This window comes from Caballeronia arationis (assembly GCF_001544975.2).
In the GTDB taxonomy this organism is placed as follows: domain Bacteria; phylum Pseudomonadota; class Gammaproteobacteria; order Burkholderiales; family Burkholderiaceae; genus Caballeronia; species Caballeronia arationis.
Map to the genome: position 1 here is coordinate 60,222 of NZ_FCOG02000021.1, position 20,882 is coordinate 81,103.

Genomic DNA, 20,882 nt, shown 5'->3' on the forward strand with positions numbered 1-20,882 from the left:
CTTTATCCGACGAGGAGCGATTTCGATGAAAGTCCTGCTGATTGGCGCGCACGGCCGCACGGGCCGCCACATCGCGCGGCAGTTGCAAGCTGAATCCATCCCGTTCAGGGCGATGTTGCGCAAGTCCGCGCACAAGCCGGAATTCGTCGCGCTTGGCGCCCAGATCGTGCTCGGCGATCTGACGGAAGATTTTTCCCACGCATTCGACGATGTCACGCACGTGATCTACGCGGCCGGGTCGGCGGAAACGGAGGGCGTGAACGAGGAGCGGGCGATCGACCGCGACGCCGTCGAGCGCACTGCGGATTACGCGAAGCGCCGGCGCGTGCAGCAGCTCGTGGTGATCAGCGCGATTTCAGCTTACTGTCCCGAGGCGAATTCGCTCGCGCTCAAGCACTATTCGAGAATGAAGCGCGAAAGCGACGAGTACGTGCAGAAGCGCGGCGTGCCGTATGTCATCTTGCGGCCGGGGCCTTTGTCGGATGAAGCTGCGCGCGGGACGATCGCGCTTGCCTCCGAACGAGCGGCGGGTGCGCCGGCGGTGTCGCGCGAGGATGTGGCGCGCATGGCCGTGGAGTGCGTGACGCGCGGGGTCGAGGATCGCGTGATCGGTTTCGTCGGCGGGAATCTGCCTATCGGCGATGTGCTCGGGGAAGCCGTGGGTGCCCGGGGCGCGCTGGTCGACACGGCCACCGCTATACAGCATTAACCAGCCGATACCCCACGCCAGTCTCCGTAACGATATGCTCCGGCTGGGCAGCATCGCGCTCCAGCTTCTGCCTGAGATGCGCCATGTAGATGCGCAGGTAATGGTGACTGTCGACATGCGACGGCCCCCACACTTCCTTTAGCAACTGCCGATGCGTCAGCACGCGGCCCGCATGCCGCACGAGCGTCGAGAGCAGGCGATACTCGATCGGCGTCAGATGCACGAGCGCGCCATCGCGCGTGACCTGCCGCATCGCAAGATCCACCACCACCGTTCCGAACGAAACCCGCGGCGATTCATTCGCCGCCGCCTGGTTGCGCCGCCGCAGATGCGCCCGGATTCGCGCCATCAGCTCCGACACCCCGAACGGCTTGGTCAGGTAATCGTCCGCGCCGGCGTCCAGCGCCGCCACCTTCTCGTCTTCCTGGGTGCGCGCGGAAAGCACGATCACCGGCAAGTCGGTCCAGCTGCGCAACTCGCGAATCACGTCGATGCCATCGGTGTCAGGCAATCCGAGATCGACGATCACGAGGTCGGGCTTCCTCGTCGCGGCTTCGACGAGCCCCTGCTTGCCGGTCGGCGCCTCGTGCACCGCGATGCCCTCCGCCTCCAGTGACACGCGCACGAAGCGCCGGATCTGCTTTTCATCTTCGATCAGAACGACGGTAACGGTCGGCTCACTCATGGCTTGTCGTAAATGCGGGCGATGTCGCGCTCCTCTTCCTCGATGCCCGGCGCGGGTGGCGGCGCATCGACGGGCAGCGTGAACCAGAAGCGCGCGCCCTGGGTGCGCCCTTCTCCGTCGATGCGATTGGCCGCGCCGATTGTACCGCCGTGCGCCTCGACAATCGCCCGGCAAATCGAGAGTCCGAGCCCGATGCCAGGCTTTGCCGATTCCTTCTCTCCACGCGTGAACTTCTCGAAGATTCGATCCGCAAGCCGGGGCGGCAAGCCCGGGCCGCTATCGTCCAGGAAGACGCGCACGAACGGCTTGCCGTCCGTCTCGATGCGCTCCGCGCCGATCCCGAGCCGCGCATCGGCGGGCGTGTACTTCGCCGCGTTCTCAAGCAAGTTCGAGAAGAGGCGCTCCATTAGCACCGCATCGAGTTGCAGAAGCGGCAGGTCGGCGGGAAGACGCACCTCGACGGCCCGCGCCCCGAGCATGCGCCGGCACGCGCGCAACGCCGCGCCCACGGTCTCCTCCAGCAGCGACCACTGCCGGTTCAGGCGCACCCCGCCCGCCTGCAGCCGCGCCATGTCGAGCAGGTTCGTGACGATGCTCGTCATGCGCAGCGATTCGTCGTGAATGGCTTCGATCAGTTCGGCGTTCGCCGCAGAGCGCGCATCACCACCGGTTTCCGCGAGCATCGACGCAAAGCCGACGATCGCGGTGAGCGGCGTGCGCAAGTCGTGCGACACAGCCGACAGCAGCGAATTGCGCAGGCGCTCGGACTCCATGCTGACGAGCGCGTCACGCGCGATGTCGACGTAGTGCACGCGTTCGAGCGCGAGCGCGATCTGCGCGGCGAAGGTGTCGAGCATGCGCTTCTGTTCGGGCACGTCGAGTTCGGCGGGATCGCGCGTGAGCACCGCGAGCACGCCGCGCGTGCGCATCGGCGCCTTCAGCGGGAGGTAGAGCGCGGCCGCCGCGGGCAGCGTGCCGGTGCCGCGCCCGGCGGGCTTCTGCTGGTCATAGACCCACTGCGCGACATCGGGATCGAGCGAGCCGGAATCGAGCAGCAGCACCTCCGACGCGCTGTCCGAAGCGTCGAGCTTCTGGCGCACCTGATCGGCGCTGTCGGGCAGAAGGATCGCGACCCGCGCGCGGAACACTTCGCTCACGTGCCGCATGCCGATCCCGACGATCTGTTCGGTCGCGAGCGCCGCGCCCAGTTCGCCCGCCATCGCGTACATCGCGCTTGTGCGCCGCTCGCGCTTTTCGGCGATGCGCGCCTCGCGCTTCAGGCTCGACGTCAGATGGCTGATCACGAGCGATGTCAGCAGCATGCCGGCGAAGGTCAGCAGATACTGCGTGTCCGACACGGAAAGCGACATGCGTGGCGGCACGAAGAAAAAATCGACCGCGGCGACGGAGAGGAACGACAGCAGCACGCTCGGGCCTCGTCCGAGCCGCACCGCCGCGAACACGACGCCCAGCAGGTACAGCATCACGAGATTCGCCAGATCGATGCGCTCACTGACCGCGCTCGCGACGAGCGTGATCGCCGCGCAGATCGCGGCGGCAATCGCGTACGCACCGGGCTTCGAAGGATGTTCGCGCGGCATCGAAAGCGCGTCGTGCCACGCGCGGGCGCCGGCATCGGGCGGCTCGGCGAACCCGCCGCCCGCGCCTTCGCGCGCGCGTATCAGCGTGAGATCGAGGTCGCCCGCACGTTCGGCGAGCCGCTCGCCGAACGGCCTTCGGACGAAACGCGCGAAGCCGCGCCGCGCCGACGCGCCCGCCACCAGCTTCGACACGTTGCGCGCCTCTGCATAGCCGATCAGCGTCGCGACGGCGTCCGTGCCCGCGAGCGTCACCGTCTCCGCGCCGAATTCGGCGGCGAGCTTGAGCGCCTGCATCGTGCGTTCGCGGCGGGCGTCGGAGCGTCGCTGCAGACGCGGCGTTTCGACGTAGACGGCGATCCAGTCTGCTCTCAGGCTCGCGGCCAGGCGCGCGGCGGCGCGCACGACGCCTGGCGCCGCGTCGCCCGGACCGATGCACGCGAGAAGCCGCTCGCGCGCCTGCCAGATGCGGTCGATCGAGCGGTCGGCGCGGTATTCGCGCATCTGCGCATCGACGCGATCGGCGGTGCGCCTGAGCGCCAGTTCACGCAGCGCGATCAGGTTGCCCTTGCGAAAGAAGTTGCGCACCTCCCGCTCGGCCTGCTGCGGCAGGTAGACCTTGCCCTGGCCGAGACGCTCGAGCAGCTCTTCGGGCGGCAGGTCGACGAGCGTCACTTCGTCGGCGCGATCGAACACGCGGTCGGGCACCGTCTCGGCAACACGGATGCCGGTGATCTGCCCGACCACATCGTTCAGCCTTTCGAGATGCTGGACATTGACGGTCGTATGGACGTCGATGCCCGCGTCGATCAGCTCGTGGACGTCCTGCCAGCGCTTCAGATGCCGCGCGCCGGGCACGTTCGAATGCGCGAGTTCATCGACGAGGATCAGTCGCGGGCGGCGCACGAGCGCCGCATCGAGGTCGAATTCGGTCAGCGCGCGGTTGCGATATTCGATCGACGCGCGCGGCAGGATGTCGAGCCCTTCGAGGAGCGCCTTCGTCTCTTCGCGGCCATGCGTCTCGACGATGCCGACCACGACGTCGTCGCCTTCGGCGCGGCGGCGGCGCGCGGCCTGCAGCATCGCATACGTCTTGCCGACGCCCGCCGACGCGCCGAAAAAGATCTTCAGGCGTCCGCGCTGGCGCTGTTGCTCGTCGCGCTGGAGCTTGTCGAGCAATTGGTCGGGGTCGGGACGGCTCATGGTGGGTCGGTCACGGATATCGGGCGGCTCTCCTAGTATGCCGAACTGGCGCCCTTCAGTGTCATGGCCGGCGAGCGTCCGCAGCGCCGCGCGCCAGATCCATCACCATCAACGCACACAGGCGGCGCATGCGCGCCGCCTGTGTGCGTTTGCCTGGCGAAAACTTCCGTGGCCTTCTTAAGGCAGCAGAATCGTAGAGCCCGTCGTCCTGCGCGCTTCGAGATCCGCGTGCGCCTGCGTCGCGTCCTTTAGCGCGTAGCGTTGCCGCACGTTTGTCTTCACCTTGCCCGATTCGATGACATCGAACAGTTCGGCGGCCATCGCGTCGAGATCGCTGCGCTTCGCGATATAGCTGAAGAGGGTCGGCCGCGTGAAGTAGAGCGAGCCGCGTCCGGCGAACTCCGACGAATCGATCGGCGGCAGCGGCCCCGACGAATTGCCGAAGCTCACGAACAGTCCGAGCGGCGCCAGGCAATCGAGCGACGCCGTGTACGTGTCCTTGCCGATCGAGTCATAGACCACCGGGACGCCCGCGCCGTTCGTGATCTCGCGCACGCGTTTCGTGAAGTTGTCGCGCGTATAGACGATCGGGTAGTCGCAGCCGTGCGCCTTCGCGAGCTCCGCCTTCTCGTCCGAACCGACCGTGCCGATCACCGTCGCGCCGAGCGCCTTCGCCCACTGGCAGGCCAGCATGCCGACGCCGCCCGCCGCCGCGTGGATCAGCACGGTGTCGCCCTCCTTCACGCGATAGGTGCGCCGCAGCAGATATTGCGCGGTCAGGCCTTGCAGCATGATCGAAGCGGCCTCCTCGTAGCCGATCGCATCGGGCAGCGCGACGACGTAGTCCGCCGACATCACGCGCTCCTCGGCATACGCGCCCGGCGGCCGCGAAGCGTACGCGACGCGGTCGCCCGGCTTGAACCGCGTGACGCCTTCGCCCACCGCCGTCACCTCGCCTGCCGCCTCCATGCCGAGGCCGCCCGGCAGCGGCATCGGATAGAGGCCGTTGCGGAAATACACATCGATGAAATTCAGGCCCACCGCGTGGTGCTTCACGCGGATTTCGCCCTTGGCCGGCTCGCCGACACTCACGTCGACCCATTTCATCACTTCCGGGCCGCCGGTCTTGTCGAATCGGATTGCTTTTGTCATCGGAGTCTCCTGCTTTCAGTGGGCTTCATTGGCTTAAATTGGCTTCGTCGGGCTTCATTGGCCGGCGGACGCCGCGCGTGCAAGGCGCAGGCGCAACTCGTCGAGAATCATGCGCGCGGTCGCAATGTTCGTCGCGCACGGGACGTTGTGCACGTCGCAGGCGCGCACCAGCGCGTTGATGTCCGGCTCGTGCGGCTGCGGCGTCATCGGGTCGCGTAGGAAGATCACGACATCGACACGCCCTTCCGCGAGTTCCGCGCCGATCTGCAGGTCGCCGCCATGCGGTCCGGAGAGCTTCCTCTCGACCTCGAGGCCGTGCGCCGCCGCGATCCGCGAGCCGGTCGTGCCCGTGGCGACGAGCCGGCATTGCGCGAGCGTATCGACGTATTCGCCCGCGAGCGCGACGATGTCGTCCTTTTTCATGTCGTGCGCGATCAGCGCGACGCGTGTGCTCATGGATGTGGCTCCTGTCGTTGTCTATGGTTATAGGGAAAGCGGCGTCTAGTACGTGCCCGGATAGGCGCCGCCGTCGATGAGCCAGTTCTGTCCCGTGATATAGCCCGCGTGCACGCTGCACAGGAACGCGCAGGCGCGGCCGAACTCATCGGGGGTGCCGAAGCGTCCCGCCGGCAGCGCCTTCGCCCGGCGCGCACGGGCTTCCTCGAGCGAGATGTTCTGGGCCTTCGCCTGCGCCGCGAGCGTGTCCGCGATGCGATCCGTATCGAACGTGCCCGGCAGCAGGTTGTTGATCGTGACGCCCGTTGCCGCGATCCTGCGCGCGACGCCGGCGACGAAACCCGTCAGCCCGGAGCGCGCGCCGTTCGACAGGCCGAGCACGTCGATCGGCGCCTTCACCGACGAACTCGTGATATTGACGATGCGCCCGAAGCCGCGATCGATCATGCCGTCGATGGTCAACTTGATGAGCTCGATCGGCGTGAGCATGTTGGCATCGAGCGCCTTGATCCAGTCGTCCCGCGTGAAGTCGCGGAAGTCGCCAGGCGGCGGGCCGCCCGCGTTGTTCACGAGAATGTCCGGCGCCGGGCACGCGGCGAGCGCCGCGGCGTGGCCTTCGGGCGTGGTGATGTCGCACGCGAGAGCCTTCACGTCGACGCCGTATTTGGCTCGGATTTCGGCGGCGGTGGCGTCGAGCGTCTCCTTCGTGCGCGCGACGATCACGAGGTTGACGCCCTCGGCCGCGAGCGCTTCGGCGCAACCGCGCCCGAGTCCCTTGCTGGCCGCGCAAACCAGGGCCGTGCGCCCTGCGATTCCCATATCCATTATTGCTCCTTTGTCGACCGGCACTGGCGCTGCCGAACGGGGTTGGCGCTGCCGGTCAGAGTCACTGCAGCGCCTGCTCTGATCCCATGCGCTTACCCGGGTCCGATGCGCCTCGCTCGGGTCTCATGTAAGAAAGTTGCTCGGTTCTTGTTCGATTGCTGATGGCGATCCGTCGCCGCCGCACAGCGGTGGCGTGAAACACGTCGGCGTGACGGTCCGTTCGCGCAATGATAGAAGAATCGGGGCGCGGACGTCGGCGGCTCGCTCGGCGTCGCCCGCGCCGCCGCGCATTCGAATCTTCCTTATGACCGATGCCGTTTTCGGTAAACTGGCGGGATCGTCCCAGCCCGGCGCGTCAGGCTGCCCGAGCCGTGTCGCGGCGACGGGCCCTCGCGCGCGATCCGGCGCGAGCCGTCGGCCGAACAACACTCCATGCGCCCTCCGCGCGACTCCCATGACCCAGGACAGCCGTTTTCCCAATCTCTTCATCCTCGACCACCCGCTGATCCAGCACAAGCTGACCCACATGCGGGACAAGGACACGTCGACGCGCACCTTTCGCGAGTTGCTACGCGAAATCACGTTGCTGATGGGCTATGAGATCACCCGCAACCTGCCGCTCACGACCAAGCGCGTCGCGACCCCGCTCGTCGAAATCGACGCGCCGGTGATCGCCGGCAAGAAGCTCGCTATCGTGCCGGTGCTGCGCGCGGGCATCGGCATGTCGGACGGCCTGCTCGACCTCGTGCCGTCGGCGCGGGTCGGCCATATCGGCGTCTATCGCGACGACGACCACCGCCCGGTCGAATATCTCGTGCGCCTGCCGCCCGACCTGGAAGAGCGCGTATTCATCCTGTGCGACCCGATGGTCGCGACGGGCTATTCGGCGGTGCACGCCGTCGATGTGATGAAGCGCCGCAAGGTGCACGGCGAGAACATCGTGTTCGTCGCGCTGGTGGCGGCGCCCGAAGGCGTGAAGGTGTTTTCCGATGCGCATCCGGACGTGAAGCTGTACGTCGCGTCGCTGGACTCGCACCTGAACGACCATGCTTATATCGTGCCCGGTCTCGGCGACGCCGGCGACCGGCTCTTCGGCACGAGAAACTGAACGCGCCTTGCAACGTCATTCGCGGGGCGATTGCGCCACGCCCCGCAGAAAATCGCCGCTTTTCGGCGAATTCCGCTTGCCGGGCGCGCGTTTTTCCCGCCTCCCGGCGCCTGCCGGCATCTGGCGCCATGATAAAATTCCGGTCTGCCCGGTTCACGGCCCCGGTTTGCTGCCCCGACGGCGGCTCAGCCGTCCCGAGCGCCGCGCAGCCGGCCTTTCCGGGCGAAAACCCCTGTGCAAGACGCCGGATATGGCGTCGAAAAGACTGGCAGAAAGGCGGCCGGAATTCGGCCGGAACACGCATCGATCGCCCGTCGCCCAAGCCGGACACGCTTTAAGCCGGGCGGACACACTGAAACACAGGCGCGCGGCTTAACGCCCTTGCGCGCGGACGGAGAAAGGTAATGGCGGGTCATTCGAAATGGGCCAACATCAAGCATAAGAAAGCAGCGGCCGATGCGAAGCGCGGCAAGGTCTGGACGCGCCTCATCAAGGAAATCCAGGTCGCGGCCCGCATGGGCGGCGGCGACGCCGACACGAACCCGCGCCTGCGGCTCGCCGTCGACAAGGCGTACGACGCCAACATGCCGAAGGACAACATCACCCGCGCGATCCAGCGCGGCACGGGCGGCGTGGACGGCGCGAATTACGAGGAAATCCGCTACGAGGGCTACGGCATCGGCGGCGCGGCGATCATCGTCGACACGATGACGGACAACCGTACCCGCACCGTCGCGGAAGTGCGCCACGCGTTCTCGAAGCACGGCGGCAACATGGGTACGGACGGCTCGGTGTCGTTCATGTTCGATCACGTCGGCCAGTTCCTGTTTGCGCCCGGAACGGCGGAAGACAAGCTGATGGACGCGGCGCTCGAAGCCGGCGCCGACGACGTCGTGACGAACGACGACGGCAGCATCGAGGTGATCTGCCCCGCGAACGACTTCCCGAAGGTGAAGGCGGCGCTCGAAGGCGCGGGCTTCAAGGCGGAACTCGCCGAAGTGACGATGAAGCCGCAGACCGAAGTCGAATTCACCGGCGACGACGCGGCAAAAATGCAGAAACTGCTCGATGCGCTCGAAAATCTCGACGACGTGCAGGAAGTCTATACAAACGCGGCGATCACCGAAGAGTAAGGTCGTTCGCGGCGCGTCGCGCATGTGGAACGGGTTTCGCTTGATTCGGGCGAAGCGCGCTCCATCGAACGAATTGCTGCCGGAAGGTGCGTGATGCCGCAGATGCCCGCGCGAACCGCCTTCCCAATTGCCTGACGGGAACGAACGCAAAGGCAACGACGCCGGTTGCGAGACCGGCCCGCATTCATCGTCTCGCGCGTTTCGCACATTTTGCACGTCGAGCGGCGCCCGGTTTTGCGCCGCCACTGGTTTTATACGTATTCGGGGAATCAAATGAAGTTACTCGTCGTCGGTTCCGGCGGTCGTGAACATGCTCTCGCCTGGAAGCTCGCGCAGTCGCCGCGCGTCCAGATCGTCTACGTGGCGCCCGGCAACGGCGGCACCGCGCAGGACGAGCGTCTGCGAAACATCGACATCACCGATCCCGCCGCGCTCGCCGATTTCGTCGAGCGCGAAAACGTCTCGCTGACGGTCGTCGGTCCCGAAGCGCCGCTCGCGGCCGGCATCGTCAACCTGTTCCGCTCGCGCGGGCTGAAAATCTTCGGCCCGACGAAGGAAGCGGCGCAGCTCGAGAGCTCGAAGGACTTCGCGAAGGCGTTCATGAAACGCCACAACATCCCGACCGCCGAGTACGAAACCTTCACCGACGCCGCCGCCGCCCACGCGTACCTCGACGCCAAAGGCGCGCCGATCGTCATCAAGGCGGACGGGCTCGCGGCCGGCAAGGGCGTCGTCGTCGCGACGACGCTCGAAGAGGCGCACGCGGCCGTCGATTCGATGCTCGCCGACAACAAGCTCGGCGACGCCGGCGCGCGCGTCGTGATCGAGGAATTCCTGGAAGGCGAGGAAGCCAGCTTCATCGTGATGGTCGACGGCAAGCACGTGCTGGCGCTGGCGTCGAGCCAGGATCACAAGCGCCTGCTCGACGGCGACAAGGGTCCGAACACCGGGGGCATGGGCGCGTACTCGCCCGCGCCGATCGTCACTCCGCAACTGCACGCACGCGTGATGCGCGAAATCATCCAGCCGACGGTTCGCGGGATGGAAAGCGAAGGCATCCGCTACACGGGTTTCCTGTACGCCGGACTGATGATCGACGCGCAGGGCAACCCGAAAACGCTCGAATTCAACTGCCGCATGGGCGACCCGGAAACGCAGCCGATCATGGCGCGCCTGAAGGGCGATTTCTCGAAAGTGGTCGAACTGGCGATTGCGGGGACGCTCGATTCCGCGGCGCTCGAATGGGACCGCCGCACGGCGCTCGGCGTGGTGCTCGCCGCGCACAACTACCCGGAGACGCCGCGTCGTGGCGACCGCATCAACGGCATTCCGGCCGAAACCGACACTGCCGTGACCTTCCACGCCGGCACGACGCTCGCCGACGGCAAGCTCACGACGTCCGGCGGACGGGTGCTGTGCGTCGTCGGATTGTCGGATTCGGTTCGCGGCGCGCAATCCGTGGTCTACGATACAGTCAACCAGATCTCGTTCGACGGCATGCAGTACCGCCGCGACATCGGCTATCGCGCGGTCAACCGCAAGCAGAACGACCGTCACGGCTGAACCGGTCCGCTGGATCAGGCATGACTCGCGCTGCCGGACCTTCGCGTCCGGCAGCGCGTTTTTTAAGGGGACGCTTTAAAAGCGGCGTCCAACGCATGGCATAACGCAGCAACGATGACCGACACGACCCCCGACGTACAAGCTGTCCGCACCTATCTCACCGGCCTGCAAACGCAGATCGCCGAGACGCTCGGCGCCTTCGACGGCGTTCCGTTCGCGGCCGACATCTGGCAGCGCGGCCCCGAAGAGCGCCTGCGCGGCGGCGGCTGCACGCGGATTCTCGAAGGCGGGCGGGTTTTCGAGCGCGGCGGCATCGGCTTTTCGGACGTTGCGGGCGACGCGCTGCCGCCGTCCGCGAGCGCGGCGCGTCCGCAGCTCGCCGGACGCGGCTTCGAGGCGCTGGGCGTGTCGCTCGTCATGCATCCGGCGAATCCGCACTGCCCGACCGTGCACATGAACGTGCGCCTCCTGATGGCGACCAGGGAAGGCGAAGCGCCGCTCTTCTGGTTCGGCGGCGGCATGGATCTCACGCCCTGCTACGGCTACGAGGAAGACGCGCGCCATTTCCATCGCGTGTGCCGCGACGCGCTCGCGCCGTTCGGCGCCGAACTGTATCCGCGCTTCAAGACGTGGTGCGACGAGTATTTCTATCTCAAGCATCGCGACGAACGGCGCGGCATCGGCGGAATTTTCTTCGACGATTTCGCGGAGCCCGGTTTCGAACAATCGTTCGCCATGATGCGCAGCGTCGGCGACGCGATCCTGAAGGCGTATCTGCCGATCATCGAGCGCCGCCGCGACACGCCTTACACTGACGCAGAGCGCGCGTTCCAGGCCTACCGGCGCGGCCGCTACGTCGAGTTCAACCTGGTCTTCGACCGTGGCACGCATTTCGGGCTGCAAAGCGGCGGACGCACGGAATCGATCCTGATGTCGATGCCGCCCGTCGCGAACTGGCGCTACAACTGGAAGCCCGAGCCGGGCACGCCGGAAGCGCGGCTGTACACCGATTTCCTCGTGCCGCGCGAATGGGTCTGAGCGCGCATGTCACTCACCGGAAAAAGGACCGAACACTGAATTCGAACCCGCTCTGCGCCCGACGCGTCGGCCTTCTCGGCGGCACGTTCGACCCGATCCACGACGGACACCTCGCGCTGGCGGCGCGTTTCGTCGACTTGCTGCGACTGACCGAGCTCGTGCTTCTGCCCGCCGGCCAGCCGTGGCAGAAGGAAGGCGTCTCGGCACCGCAGCACCGCCTCGCGATGACACGCGCGGCCGCCGGGTCGATGCGCCTGGATGGCGTCGAGGTAAAGGTCGCCACCGATGAAATCGAGCGCGACGGCCCGACCTACACCGTCGACACGCTCGCGCGCTGGCGCGAGCGCGAAGGCGCACAGGCGTCGCTTGCGCTCCTGGTCGGCGCCGACCAGCTCGTGCGCCTGGACTCTTGGCACGACTGGAAGCGTCTCTTCGACTTCGCCCACATCTGCGTGGAAACGCGACCGGGTTTCGACCTCTCGGTCCTGCCGGATGCCGTCGCGGCCGAAGTCGCGGCACGCGGTGCCGCGCCGGAAATCCTCCGCGCGACGCCGCACGGCCATCTGCTGATCGACCAGTCGCTGGCGGTCGATGTATCGGCGACGGCGATCCGCGAGTATTTCCGCGAGACCGAAGCCACCCATAACGACAACCCGACCGAAGCCCCGGCGGCAAACCGGGCGGACCCGCGAAGCCAGGTCCCGCCCGCCGTCTGGGACTATATTGTTCAACATCACCTGTACCAACGGTAACCATGGAAATTCAAAAACTTCAGCGCGCGATCATCGACGGTCTCGAAGACGTCAAGGCGCACGACATCAAGGTGTTCAACACGACGCACCTGACCGCCCTCTTCGACCGCGTCGTGGTCGCGAGCGGCACCTCGAACCGGCAGACCAAGGCGCTCGCCAACAGCGTGCGCGAAAAGGTCAAGGACGCCGGCGGCGACATCATCTCCACCGAAGGCGAGGAGATCGGCGAATGGGTGCTGGTCGATTGCGGCGACGCGGTCGTGCACATCATGCAGCCGGCGCTGCGCCAGTACTACAACCTCGAAGAGGTCTGGGGCGACAAGCCGGTGCGCGTCAAGCTGCAGAACCCGAACACGTTCGGCGGCGCACGCGCGAGCGAGCCGCTTGCCGAAGCCGAGGACGACGCTCCCGCCGCCAAGCCCGCACGCAAGACGACGCGCCGCTGAACGAGCGGTTGCATCGCGCGTCATGAAACTGCATATCCTTGCGGTCGGCCACAAGATGCCCGACTGGATCGCCGCGGGCTTCGACGAATACGCGAAGCGCATGCCGCCGGAACTGCGCATCGAGCTTCGCGAAATCAAGCCCGAGCAGCGCTCGTCGGGTCGCAACGCAGAGAGCGTGATGGCGGCCGAACGCCAGCGCATCGAAGCCGCGTTGCCGAAGAACGCGCGCCTCGTCGCGCTCGATGAACGCGGCCGAGACTGGAGCACGATGCAGTTGGCGGGCGCACTGCCCGGCTGGCAGCAGGACGGGCGCGACGTTGCGTTCGTGATCGGCGGCGCGGACGGCCTCGATCCCCAGGTGAAGGCGCGTGCGGAACTGCTCCTGCGCGTGTCGAGTCTCACACTGCCGCACGGCATGGTCCGCGTGCTGCTCGCCGAACAGCTTTACCGCGCGTGGAGCATCACGCAGAATCATCCCTATCATCGCGCCTGAGGCCCTGTCATATCGAAAGCGGTCTTCGCGCACGTCTTCTGAGAACCGCTTCCGATGCCGCTGCCCGCTTCCCCGCTTCATTCCTTCGTTTATCTCGCCTCGCAAAGCCCCCGGCGGCAGGAGTTGCTGCAGCAACTCGGCGTGCGCTTCGAACTGCTGCTTCCGCGTCCCGACGAAGACGCCGAAGCGCTCGAAGCCGAACTTCCCGGCGAATCACCCGATGCCTATGTCGTGCGCGTCTGCGCATTGAAAGCGCACGCGGCGCATGCGCGTCGCGTGGCGGGGCATCATCCGGCCGCGCCGATCCTTGTCGCCGATACGACCGTCACCGTCGATGGCGCGATCATGGGCAAGCCCGCCGATGCGAACGAAGCCGTCGCGATGCTCGAACGACTCGCGGGACGCGAACACGAAGTGCTGACGGCGCTCGCCGTGGTCGATGCCGAAGGCACGTTGCTGCCGTCCGCGCTGTCGCGCTCGAAAGTGCGCGTAGCAAACGTCGATCGTGCTGCATTGCAGCGTTACGCGGCGACGGGCGAGCCGTTCGGCAAGGCCGGTGCGTACGGCATTCAGGGACGCGCAGCGGAGTTCATCGAGCGGATCGAGGGGTCCTATTCGGGTATCATGGGTTTGCCCCTTTTCGAAACCGCAGCTCTCTTGCGCGTGGCGCGCGTCGAATTCTAAACAGGCCATGAACGAAGAAATCCTGATCAACGTCACACCGCAGGAAACCCGCGTCGCACTCGTTCAGCAAGTCGCCGTGCAGGAGCTTCACGTCGAACGCACGCTTTCGCGCGGGCGCGTCGGCAACGTCTATCTCGGCCGCGTCGTGCGCGTGCTGCCGGGCATGCAGTCCGCGTTCATCGACATCGGCCTCGAACGCGCCGCCTTCCTTCATGTCGCCGACATCTGGCATCCGCGCATCCCGGGCGTCTCGCATTCGGCGACGCCGCATACGCCGATCGAGAAGATCGTGTTCGAAGGGCAGTCTCTGATGGTGCAGGTCGTGAAGGACCCGATCGGCACCAAGGGCGCGCGGCTCTCGACGCAGGTGAGCATCGCGGGGCGCACGCTCGTGTATCTGCCGCAGGAACCGCATATCGGGATTTCGCAGAAGATCGAAAGCGAGGCGGAGCGCGAGGCCGTGCGTGCCCGGCTGACCGCCGTCTTGCCCGCCGATGAAAAAGGCGGCTATATCGTGCGCACCATCGCCGAAGACGCATCGAGCGAAGAGCTTGCCGCCGATGTCGCGTATCTGCGCAAGACGTGGGCGACGATCGTGGCTCAGGCGCAGCGCGTGCCGCCAACGACGCTGCTCTATCAGGACTTGAATCTTGCGCAGCGCGTGTTGCGCGACTTCGTCAACGACGAGACCACGCGCATCCAGGTCGATTCGCGCGAGACCTATCAGATGCTCGCGGACTTTGCGGCAGAGTTCACGCCGGCTGTGGCGTCGCGCCTGCATCACTACACGGGCGAGCGGCCGCTCTTCGATCTCTACAACATCGAGGCGGAGATCCAGCGGGCGCTGTCGCGGCGCGTCGACCTGAAGTCGGGCGGCTATCTGATGATCGACCAGACCGAAGCGATGACGACCATCGACGTCAACACGGGTGGCTACGTCGGCGCGCGCAATTTCGACGACACCATCTTCAAGACCAATCTCGAAGCGGCGCATACGATCGCGCGCCAGCTGCGGCTGCGTAACCTCGGCGGCATCATCATCATCGACTTCATCGACATGGAGAACGCCGAGCACCGCGACCAGGTATTGGGCGAGCTAAAGAAGGCACTTTCGCGCGACCGCACGCGCGTAACGGTGAACGGGTTCTCGCAACTGGGGCTCGTCGAGATGACGCGAAAGCGCACGCGCGAGTCGCTCGCGCATGTACTGTGCGAGCCGTGTCCGGTGTGCGAGGGCAAGGGGCAGGTGAAGACGCCGCGCACCGTTTGCTATGACGTGCTGCGCGAGATCATGCGCGAGTCGCGGCAGTTCAATCCGCGCGAGTTTCGCGTGGTGGCCTCGCAGCAGGTCATCGACCTGTTTCTCGAAGAGGAGTCGCAACATCTGGCAATGCTGATGGATTTCATCGGCAAACCGGTGTCGTTGCAGGTCGAGTCGAATCTGAGTCAGGAACAATACGACATCGTGTTGATGTAGCCGGCGCGCCGCGGCCAACGCGTCAGGACGGCGCGGCGCTTCTGTCGTCCACCCTCCGCCGCGCACCATAGATCAATATCCCGATCAGGAACACGAACAGATTTCCCTCGGTGAAATTGAGCAGCAGCGAGTTGGCCAGGCATCCCAGCACGAACGCGAACAGATACCCGTATGCAATCGATCGAGCGGGCTCCGCAAGTCGTTCGCACTCGCGTCTGATCGTCACCAGCAGCCAGACGAACAGCGCAACGCCGATCAGTCCGAGTTGCACGCCCATCAGCAGGAATTCGTTGTGCGGGTTGCCGGCCATCGCCGCGCGGCCGCCGGTGCTCGCGCTCGCGAGCCGCTCGAATTGGGTCCGCACGCTCCCGGCGCCGTATCCGGCGATCGGCCTTTCCATGAGCAGCTCCGCGCTGCGTCGATAGAATTCGACCCGCACGCCCATCGATGTGTTCTTGTTCTGCGTTTCGTATTGGGTGATCTCCTGCGTCGTTTCGGCTAGCCGCGAATCCTTCGCGTTCAGCGCGAAGAACACCAAACCTCCGCACACGGCGACGCCCGCCAGAACAGCGATCCAGCGCGCAGGACCGTGGTATTGACGGAGCCGCGTTGCCTGAACGACAACGTAGATTGCCATGTACGCAATCGCGACGACCTGCCCGGTACGGCCCTTCAACACGAAGAGCACGTTGATCAACGCAAGCATGGCGACGCCATACAGCAGGACCCGGATGGCGCCATTCTCCGCAGCCCGCGCAAGCGAGAATGCCATGCAGACCAGGAAAGCCATCATCAGGCCGCCGGAGATATGGTCCTTGAACACCCACGGCTTCGACACCGCGTCCGTGCCGTGCATCGGGCCGAACGCGGTCCATCCGAAGGCGTTGGTATAGGTCAGCACCATCGAGAGCACGAGCGTCGCAAAGAGTCCCCAGATGGCCGCGGCAGCCCAGTTCGTGTCGTCGTTGCTCTCGAAGACGAGAAAGAGCAGCGGCAGGAAAAGCAGCTTGCGGTACTTCAGCAGGAAATCGAATGCCTCGCGCACGGGCGCCGAACTGTAGACGACACTCAACGCGAGCGCTACGAACAGAATCAGCGCGGCGATGCTCGCGCTCGATCCGGCGCGCATCGTTCTCATGCGCCGCCACACCTCGGGCGAGCCGAGCGCGCACAACGTGAAGAGCGCGGAGCCGAGGTTCACGCCGGCCGTCGAGACCGGCACGAGCCACAGTGTCAAGAGAGCGAACGATCTCGCAAGAATCAACGGATAGGAATTGGTGCGGGCCCCGCGCAGCCGGGTAAGTATTGTCGCTTGCATATTGTTGGTTCAGCGCCCCCGCTTTCTTTCGGATGCTGCCTTTTTGCCTCGTTTTCGCCCGCCGCGCCGCCTGCTCGATCAATGGCTGGCGTGCATTCGTTTCAATGGTCTGACGCGCCGGGAACCTGCACCCGTGGGCCGCTCAGGTAGAAGCGCGTACGACGCTCGACGGCCTCGCTAGAATACATCGACTCCACCGTTTCCCGGGCCCGCGCGCCGATGGACACTCGCAGCGAGGGATCGGCCATCAGGCTTGCGACGATCTCGCGAGCCTCGTCGGTCGAATCGAACAGAAAGCCGTTTTCGCCATGCCGGATCCACTCCGCATAGCCGCCCCGCCGATGACACACCACGGGCAGCGCGCACGCCATCGCCTCCAGCACGACGCGCCCGAAGGTTTCGACATGCGCGCCCGTCCGGTAGTAGAAGACATCCAGGCTGCGAAGAAAGTCCGCCGCAGGCATCGTGCCTTCGGCCAGCAACTGCACGTTCGGGCCGGCGGCGGTTGCGGCGTCGAGCGCATCGCGCAGGCAGGTCGCGCCCTGCAGGCGGACCTGCGCCCCCTCCTCTGCCCACCTCCGGTACAGGGCGATATCCTCGGGATCGTGCTTGTCGGCGGTATCGCGGCTCAGGCGTCCGATCACCAACGGCGCGCTCGACGTGCGCGGCCCGGGCGCCGGAGCGAACAGCCGGATGTCGATCGGCGAGGGCTGGACCTCGCCCGGCACGCCGAGCAACTGCTTCTGAAACTCGGAGATGAACACGTATTCGGTCTTCGGCCAGCGCAGCATGGGCGGATGCGCCGACGTCAGCGAGAGAATCCTCGGATGAAACGTGTTGAAGACGTAGATGAGGCGCGCGGGCGCCGCGCTCAGGTATGGCCACAGCCTGCGGCGCCAGTGCGCGCCCACGAACACGTAGACGCCGCCATCCGGACGATTGCCGGCGCCGGGTCCGATCTTGCGGATCCCGTACTGGCTCGCAAGCTCGGGCGAAACCCGCGACGACGATGACCAGAATCTGACATCGCTTCGCTCGCCGAGGAGGCGTCCGAGATAAAGCGCTTCCTGTTCGCTGCCGCCGTGCGCATTGAGAAATCCGTTGATGATGTGAATGACGGGCTTCGACACTGGGTTGAACATCTCGCTATCTGTAAAGAAAGGCTTCGCCGACGTGAACGGTCAGGCCGGCGCCCGCGTTCAGCCGGGTGCGACGAAAATCTGGTGTCGCTTCGCAAGCGCGGGCGATGGCGACGATACAGGTGTCGTGGCCGACGCCGCGGCCGTACTGAAATTTCGTGAACAGGATCTTCACGGCCGGCGCTCCACGGATGCAATGGCGTTCAGCACCTCGTCGACAATCGGCGCGCGGCCCTCGTCCCCGATCGACACGCACACGCCCGGAATCTGCACGCCGAAGTGCGGCCGCGACGTCGCGGTGAAGATCATCACGGTCGGCTTGCGCAGCGCGGTGGCCAGATGCACGAGGCCCGTGTCGGTACCCACGACGAGCGCCGCGAGATCGATGTGCTGCGCCATCTCCTCGATCGACAGCTTCGGCAGCACGCGCGCGCCGGGCACGCCTTGGGCGATGGCTTCGCCTTCGCGCCGCTCCGCGTCCGAACCCCATGGCAGGAGCGGCGTGATGCCGCGCTCGACAAGCGAGCGGCCCACCGCAATCCAGTTTGCGGCAGGCCATTTCTTCTCTTCCTTCGACGTCGCGTGAAACAGCAGCGCGAACGGCGCGTCCTTCACGGCGTCGGGCGCCGCCTTGGGTTTCGGAATCGAGAAAACGGTGGGCGGAACGGGCTCGATTGCATAACCGAAGGTCTCGCTGAGCGCCCGCCGCATGCCTTCCCACGCATTGGCGTCGTGGCGCGGCGCGAACCGGTGCGTGTACGCGAACGCGGCACCGCGCTCGCCGAGGTTCACCCGCGAGTATCCGAAACGGCGCTTGGAGCGCGTGAGAAACGAGATGATCGCGCTCTTGTAGACGCCGTGCAGGTCCAGCACCGCATCGTATTTCTCCTGTCGCAGGTCGGAAATCGACGATGCGATCGCCGACAGGTCGCTCAGGTTGCGCATCTTCTTGAAGCGCCTGAGCGGCGCGCACAGCACGCGCGCAACGCCCGGATTCCAGCGCGGAATGTCGGCGAAGGCGTCGTCGACGGCCCAGTCGATCTGCACGCCCGGAAACGCGCGATGCAGGTCTCCCACCACCGCCTGCGCCTGAATCACATCGCCGAGCGAGGTGACCTTCACGACCAAGATTCGCTTCATTCTGCGAGCACGTTTCGAGCGGTATCCGCCGGGTTGATCAAGTGATGCATGGATAGAACGACGAGGCTCACGCCGCCTGTTGCTGGTACTGGATGCGATGCAGGTGCGCATAGAGACCGTCCTGCCGGAGCAGTTCGGCATGGCTGCCCTGCTCGGCGATCCGTCCCGCCTCCATCACGAGGATGCGGTCGGCGCGCTCGATGGTCGAGAGCCGGTGCGCGATGACGAGCGTCGTGCGGCCCTTCATCAGCGTTTCCAGCGCGGACTGCACGTGCCGCTCCGACTCGGAATCGAGCGCGGAGGTCGCTTCGTCGAGGATCAGGATCGGCGCATCCTTGTAGATGGCGCGCGCGATAGCGAGCCGCTGGCGCTGACCGCCCGACAGGCGCATGCCGTTGCCGCCGACCAGCGTATCGATGCCGTCGGGCATCGCGGCAACCACATCCGCGAGATTCGCCGCCGCAAGCGCCTTCTGCACGCGCTCGCGATCCGGCGTCGTGCCATAGGCGACGTTGGCGGCGATCGTGTCATTGAAGAGGACGACATCCTGGCTCACCATCGCCATCTGCCCGCGCAGGTCGGCCAGCCGGTACTCCGGAAGCGCTACGCCGTCGACGAGCACCTCGCCCCCTGCCGGATCGAAGAAGCGCGGCAGCAGGTTGACGAGCGTCGTCTTGCCGCTGCCTGACGGGCCCGCGAGCGCGACCATCTCGCCCGGCGAGACCTTGAACGACACGCGATCGAGCGTCGGCCGCTCGGGCGAACCGTAGCTGAACGACACGTTGCGAAACTCGACGTCGCCCTCCGCGCGTTCGAGCTTGCGGCCGCCACCTTCCGGCTCGGCGGGCTCGTCGATCAGGCCGAAGATCAGTTCGGCCGCCGTCATGCCGCGTTGCAGCGGCTGGTTGATGTCGATCAGGTGCTTGAGCGGCGAGATCACGAGCAGCATCGACGTGACGAACGCAACGAAGCCGCCGACCGTCGTCTGGTCGCTCGCCGACTGCACCACCGCGATCGTGATGACGATGGCGAGCGCGATCGACGCGAGGAACTGCGTGAGCGGCTGCGCGAGCCCGCCCGAGACCTGCATGCGCATCGAATAACCGCGCAGTCGATTGCTCATCTCGGAGAAGCGGCCCATTTCATACGGTTCGCCGTTGTGCACCTTGACGACCTTGTAGCCGCCGACCGTCTCCTCGACGATGTATGACAGCTCGTTCGTGAGCATCTGATGCTCGCGGTTCAGGCGCCGCAGGCGCCGGTTGATCTTGGAGACGAGCCAGCCGATTCCCGGCAGGATCACAGCGACGATCAGCGTGAGGCGCCAGTTCAGGATGAACAGATAACCGAGCAGGAACACGACCGTGAGCGAATCGCGCACCAGCGTGACGACGACGCTCGAAAGCACCTGCAGGATCTGGTTGACCTCGAAGACGATCGCGTTGATGACCGTGCTCGCGGTTTCGCGCTGGAAGAAGCCGGCGCTCGTGTGGATCAGGCGCTCGAACATCTTGAGCCGTAGTTGCAGCAGGATCTTGTTCGACACGTACGACAGCAGATAGCCCGACGCGTACTGCGCGACGCCGCGCACGACCGAGAGGCCGATCACCGCGGCCGGCACGACCCATTTCGCCTTGTCGCTGCCCTTGGTGCCGAAGCCATGATCGAGCAGGGGCTTGAGCAGCATCGGAATGCCGGCCTCGCTCGCCGCGACGAAACCCATCGCGATCAGGCCGAGGATCACGATGCCCATCAGCGGCCGGATGTAAGGCCAGAGGCGCCTCAACACGGCCGTGGGCGATGTGGTGGTGCCATCGCCAATGGTTTTGCTCAGTGTCTGTTGCTGGGTCAAATCATTCCTCTGTCGGTGCGATGTGCGCGGCATGCACATGATGGCTCACGCAGGCGGCCGATGCAGGTGGCCCGTGCAGCGGCGGCCAGGCACGGTGCGCGCCAGTCCGCT

20 protein-coding genes are annotated in these 20,882 nt (G+C 65.9%); 10 read left to right on the forward strand and 10 right to left on the reverse strand.

Features of this window, described 5'->3' with window-relative positions:
- The first annotated feature begins 19 nt into the window (after window positions 1-19).
- On the forward strand, window positions 20-709 hold the full coding sequence (locus AWB81_RS15230; RefSeq protein ID WP_167306354.1) for an SDR family oxidoreductase: 690 nt from the start codon (window positions 20-22) through the stop codon (window positions 707-709).
- Here AWB81_RS15230 and kdpE read toward each other — a convergent pair.
- From kdpE to AWB81_RS15255, 5 genes are all read right to left on the reverse strand, one after another.
- Complete coding sequence (kdpE, locus tag AWB81_RS15235) at window positions 696-1,394, reverse strand: two-component system response regulator KdpE (RefSeq protein ID WP_062636698.1); 699 nt, start codon at window positions 1,392-1,394, stop codon at window positions 696-698. The genes AWB81_RS15230 and kdpE overlap by 14 nt on opposite strands.
- Complete coding sequence (locus AWB81_RS15240) at window positions 1,391-4,195, reverse strand: DUF4118 domain-containing protein (RefSeq protein ID WP_062636701.1); 2,805 nt, start codon at window positions 4,193-4,195, stop codon at window positions 1,391-1,393. Before AWB81_RS15240 ends, kdpE begins: the two co-directional genes overlap by 4 nt.
- 177 nt (window positions 4,196-4,372) lie before the next feature.
- Window positions 4,373-5,347 carry a quinone oxidoreductase family protein gene (locus AWB81_RS15245; protein WP_062636703.1) on the reverse strand — a complete coding sequence of 325 codons (975 nt, stop codon included), beginning with the start codon at window positions 5,345-5,347 and terminating at the stop codon, window positions 4,373-4,375.
- A 54-nt stretch (window positions 5,348-5,401) separates the two neighbouring features.
- Window positions 5,402-5,803, reverse strand: coding sequence for a methylglyoxal synthase (locus AWB81_RS15250; protein WP_062636705.1), 402 nt, complete (start codon window positions 5,801-5,803; stop codon window positions 5,402-5,404).
- A gap of 45 nt (window positions 5,804-5,848) precedes the next feature.
- Complete coding sequence (locus tag AWB81_RS15255) at window positions 5,849-6,628, reverse strand: SDR family oxidoreductase (protein WP_062636707.1); 780 nt, start codon at window positions 6,626-6,628, stop codon at window positions 5,849-5,851.
- A 454-nt stretch (window positions 6,629-7,082) separates the two neighbouring features.
- Here AWB81_RS15255 and upp point away from each other — a divergent pair, with 454 nt between their 5' ends.
- From upp to rng, 9 genes are all read left to right on the forward strand, one after another.
- A complete protein-coding gene (upp, locus tag AWB81_RS15260; RefSeq protein WP_062636710.1) occupies window positions 7,083-7,736 on the forward strand; it encodes a uracil phosphoribosyltransferase in 654 nt (217 codons plus the stop codon).
- Between the two features lie 404 nt (window positions 7,737-8,140).
- A complete protein-coding gene (locus tag AWB81_RS15265; RefSeq protein WP_062636712.1) occupies window positions 8,141-8,869 on the forward strand; it encodes a YebC/PmpR family DNA-binding transcriptional regulator in 729 nt (242 codons plus the stop codon).
- A 273-nt stretch (window positions 8,870-9,142) separates the two neighbouring features.
- A complete protein-coding gene (gene purD, locus AWB81_RS15270; RefSeq protein WP_062636812.1) occupies window positions 9,143-10,432 on the forward strand; it encodes a phosphoribosylamine--glycine ligase in 1,290 nt (429 codons plus the stop codon).
- 114 nt (window positions 10,433-10,546) lie between these two features.
- Window positions 10,547-11,470 carry an oxygen-dependent coproporphyrinogen oxidase gene (hemF, locus tag AWB81_RS15275; protein WP_062636714.1) on the forward strand — a complete coding sequence of 308 codons (924 nt, stop codon included), beginning with the start codon at window positions 10,547-10,549 and terminating at the stop codon, window positions 11,468-11,470.
- Window positions 11,461-12,222 (forward strand): nicotinate-nucleotide adenylyltransferase, encoded by a 762-nt coding sequence (locus tag AWB81_RS15280; RefSeq protein WP_087134999.1) that lies wholly within the window; start codon window positions 11,461-11,463, stop codon window positions 12,220-12,222. Before hemF ends, AWB81_RS15280 begins: the two co-directional genes overlap by 10 nt.
- Before the next feature lie 2 nt (window positions 12,223-12,224).
- On the forward strand, window positions 12,225-12,668 hold the full coding sequence (gene rsfS / locus AWB81_RS15285) for a ribosome silencing factor (protein WP_062636716.1): 444 nt from the start codon (window positions 12,225-12,227) through the stop codon (window positions 12,666-12,668).
- Between the two features lie 22 nt (window positions 12,669-12,690).
- A complete protein-coding gene (gene rlmH, locus AWB81_RS15290) occupies window positions 12,691-13,161 on the forward strand; it encodes a 23S rRNA (pseudouridine(1915)-N(3))-methyltransferase RlmH (RefSeq protein ID WP_062636718.1) in 471 nt (156 codons plus the stop codon).
- Window positions 13,162-13,215: 54 nt separating this feature from the next.
- Window positions 13,216-13,845: a Maf family protein gene (locus AWB81_RS15295; RefSeq protein ID WP_062636720.1), complete on the forward strand. Its 630-nt coding sequence runs from the start codon at window positions 13,216-13,218 to the stop codon at window positions 13,843-13,845.
- Between the two features lie 7 nt (window positions 13,846-13,852).
- Window positions 13,853-15,322, forward strand: a complete 1,470-nt coding sequence (gene rng, locus AWB81_RS15300; RefSeq protein ID WP_062636722.1) for a ribonuclease G — start codon at window positions 13,853-13,855, stop codon at window positions 15,320-15,322.
- Window positions 15,323-15,344: 22 nt separating this feature from the next.
- Here rng and AWB81_RS15305 read toward each other — a convergent pair whose 3' ends face one another.
- The 5 genes from AWB81_RS15305 to msbA all read right to left on the reverse strand — a co-directional run bounded on the left by AWB81_RS15305 (window position 15,345) and on the right by msbA (window position 20,771).
- Window positions 15,345-16,559 (reverse strand): O-antigen ligase family protein, encoded by a 1,215-nt coding sequence (locus AWB81_RS15305; protein WP_235025807.1) that lies wholly within the window; start codon window positions 16,557-16,559, stop codon window positions 15,345-15,347.
- A gap of 182 nt (window positions 16,560-16,741) precedes the next feature.
- Window positions 16,742-17,782, reverse strand: coding sequence for a glycosyltransferase family 4 protein (locus AWB81_RS15310; protein ID WP_062636724.1), 1,041 nt, complete (start codon window positions 17,780-17,782; stop codon window positions 16,742-16,744).
- Between the two features lie 4 nt (window positions 17,783-17,786).
- Window positions 17,787-17,954, reverse strand: a complete 168-nt coding sequence (locus tag AWB81_RS45710; protein ID WP_159938902.1) for a hypothetical protein — start codon at window positions 17,952-17,954, stop codon at window positions 17,787-17,789.
- Window positions 17,951-18,919 (reverse strand): lipopolysaccharide heptosyltransferase I, encoded by a 969-nt coding sequence (gene waaC / locus AWB81_RS15315; protein ID WP_062636725.1) that lies wholly within the window; start codon window positions 18,917-18,919, stop codon window positions 17,951-17,953. Before waaC ends, AWB81_RS45710 begins: the two co-directional genes overlap by 4 nt.
- A gap of 67 nt (window positions 18,920-18,986) precedes the next feature.
- A complete protein-coding gene (gene msbA, locus AWB81_RS15320; protein ID WP_235025808.1) occupies window positions 18,987-20,771 on the reverse strand; it encodes a lipid A export permease/ATP-binding protein MsbA in 1,785 nt (594 codons plus the stop codon).
- Window positions 20,772-20,882 lie beyond the last annotated feature (111 nt).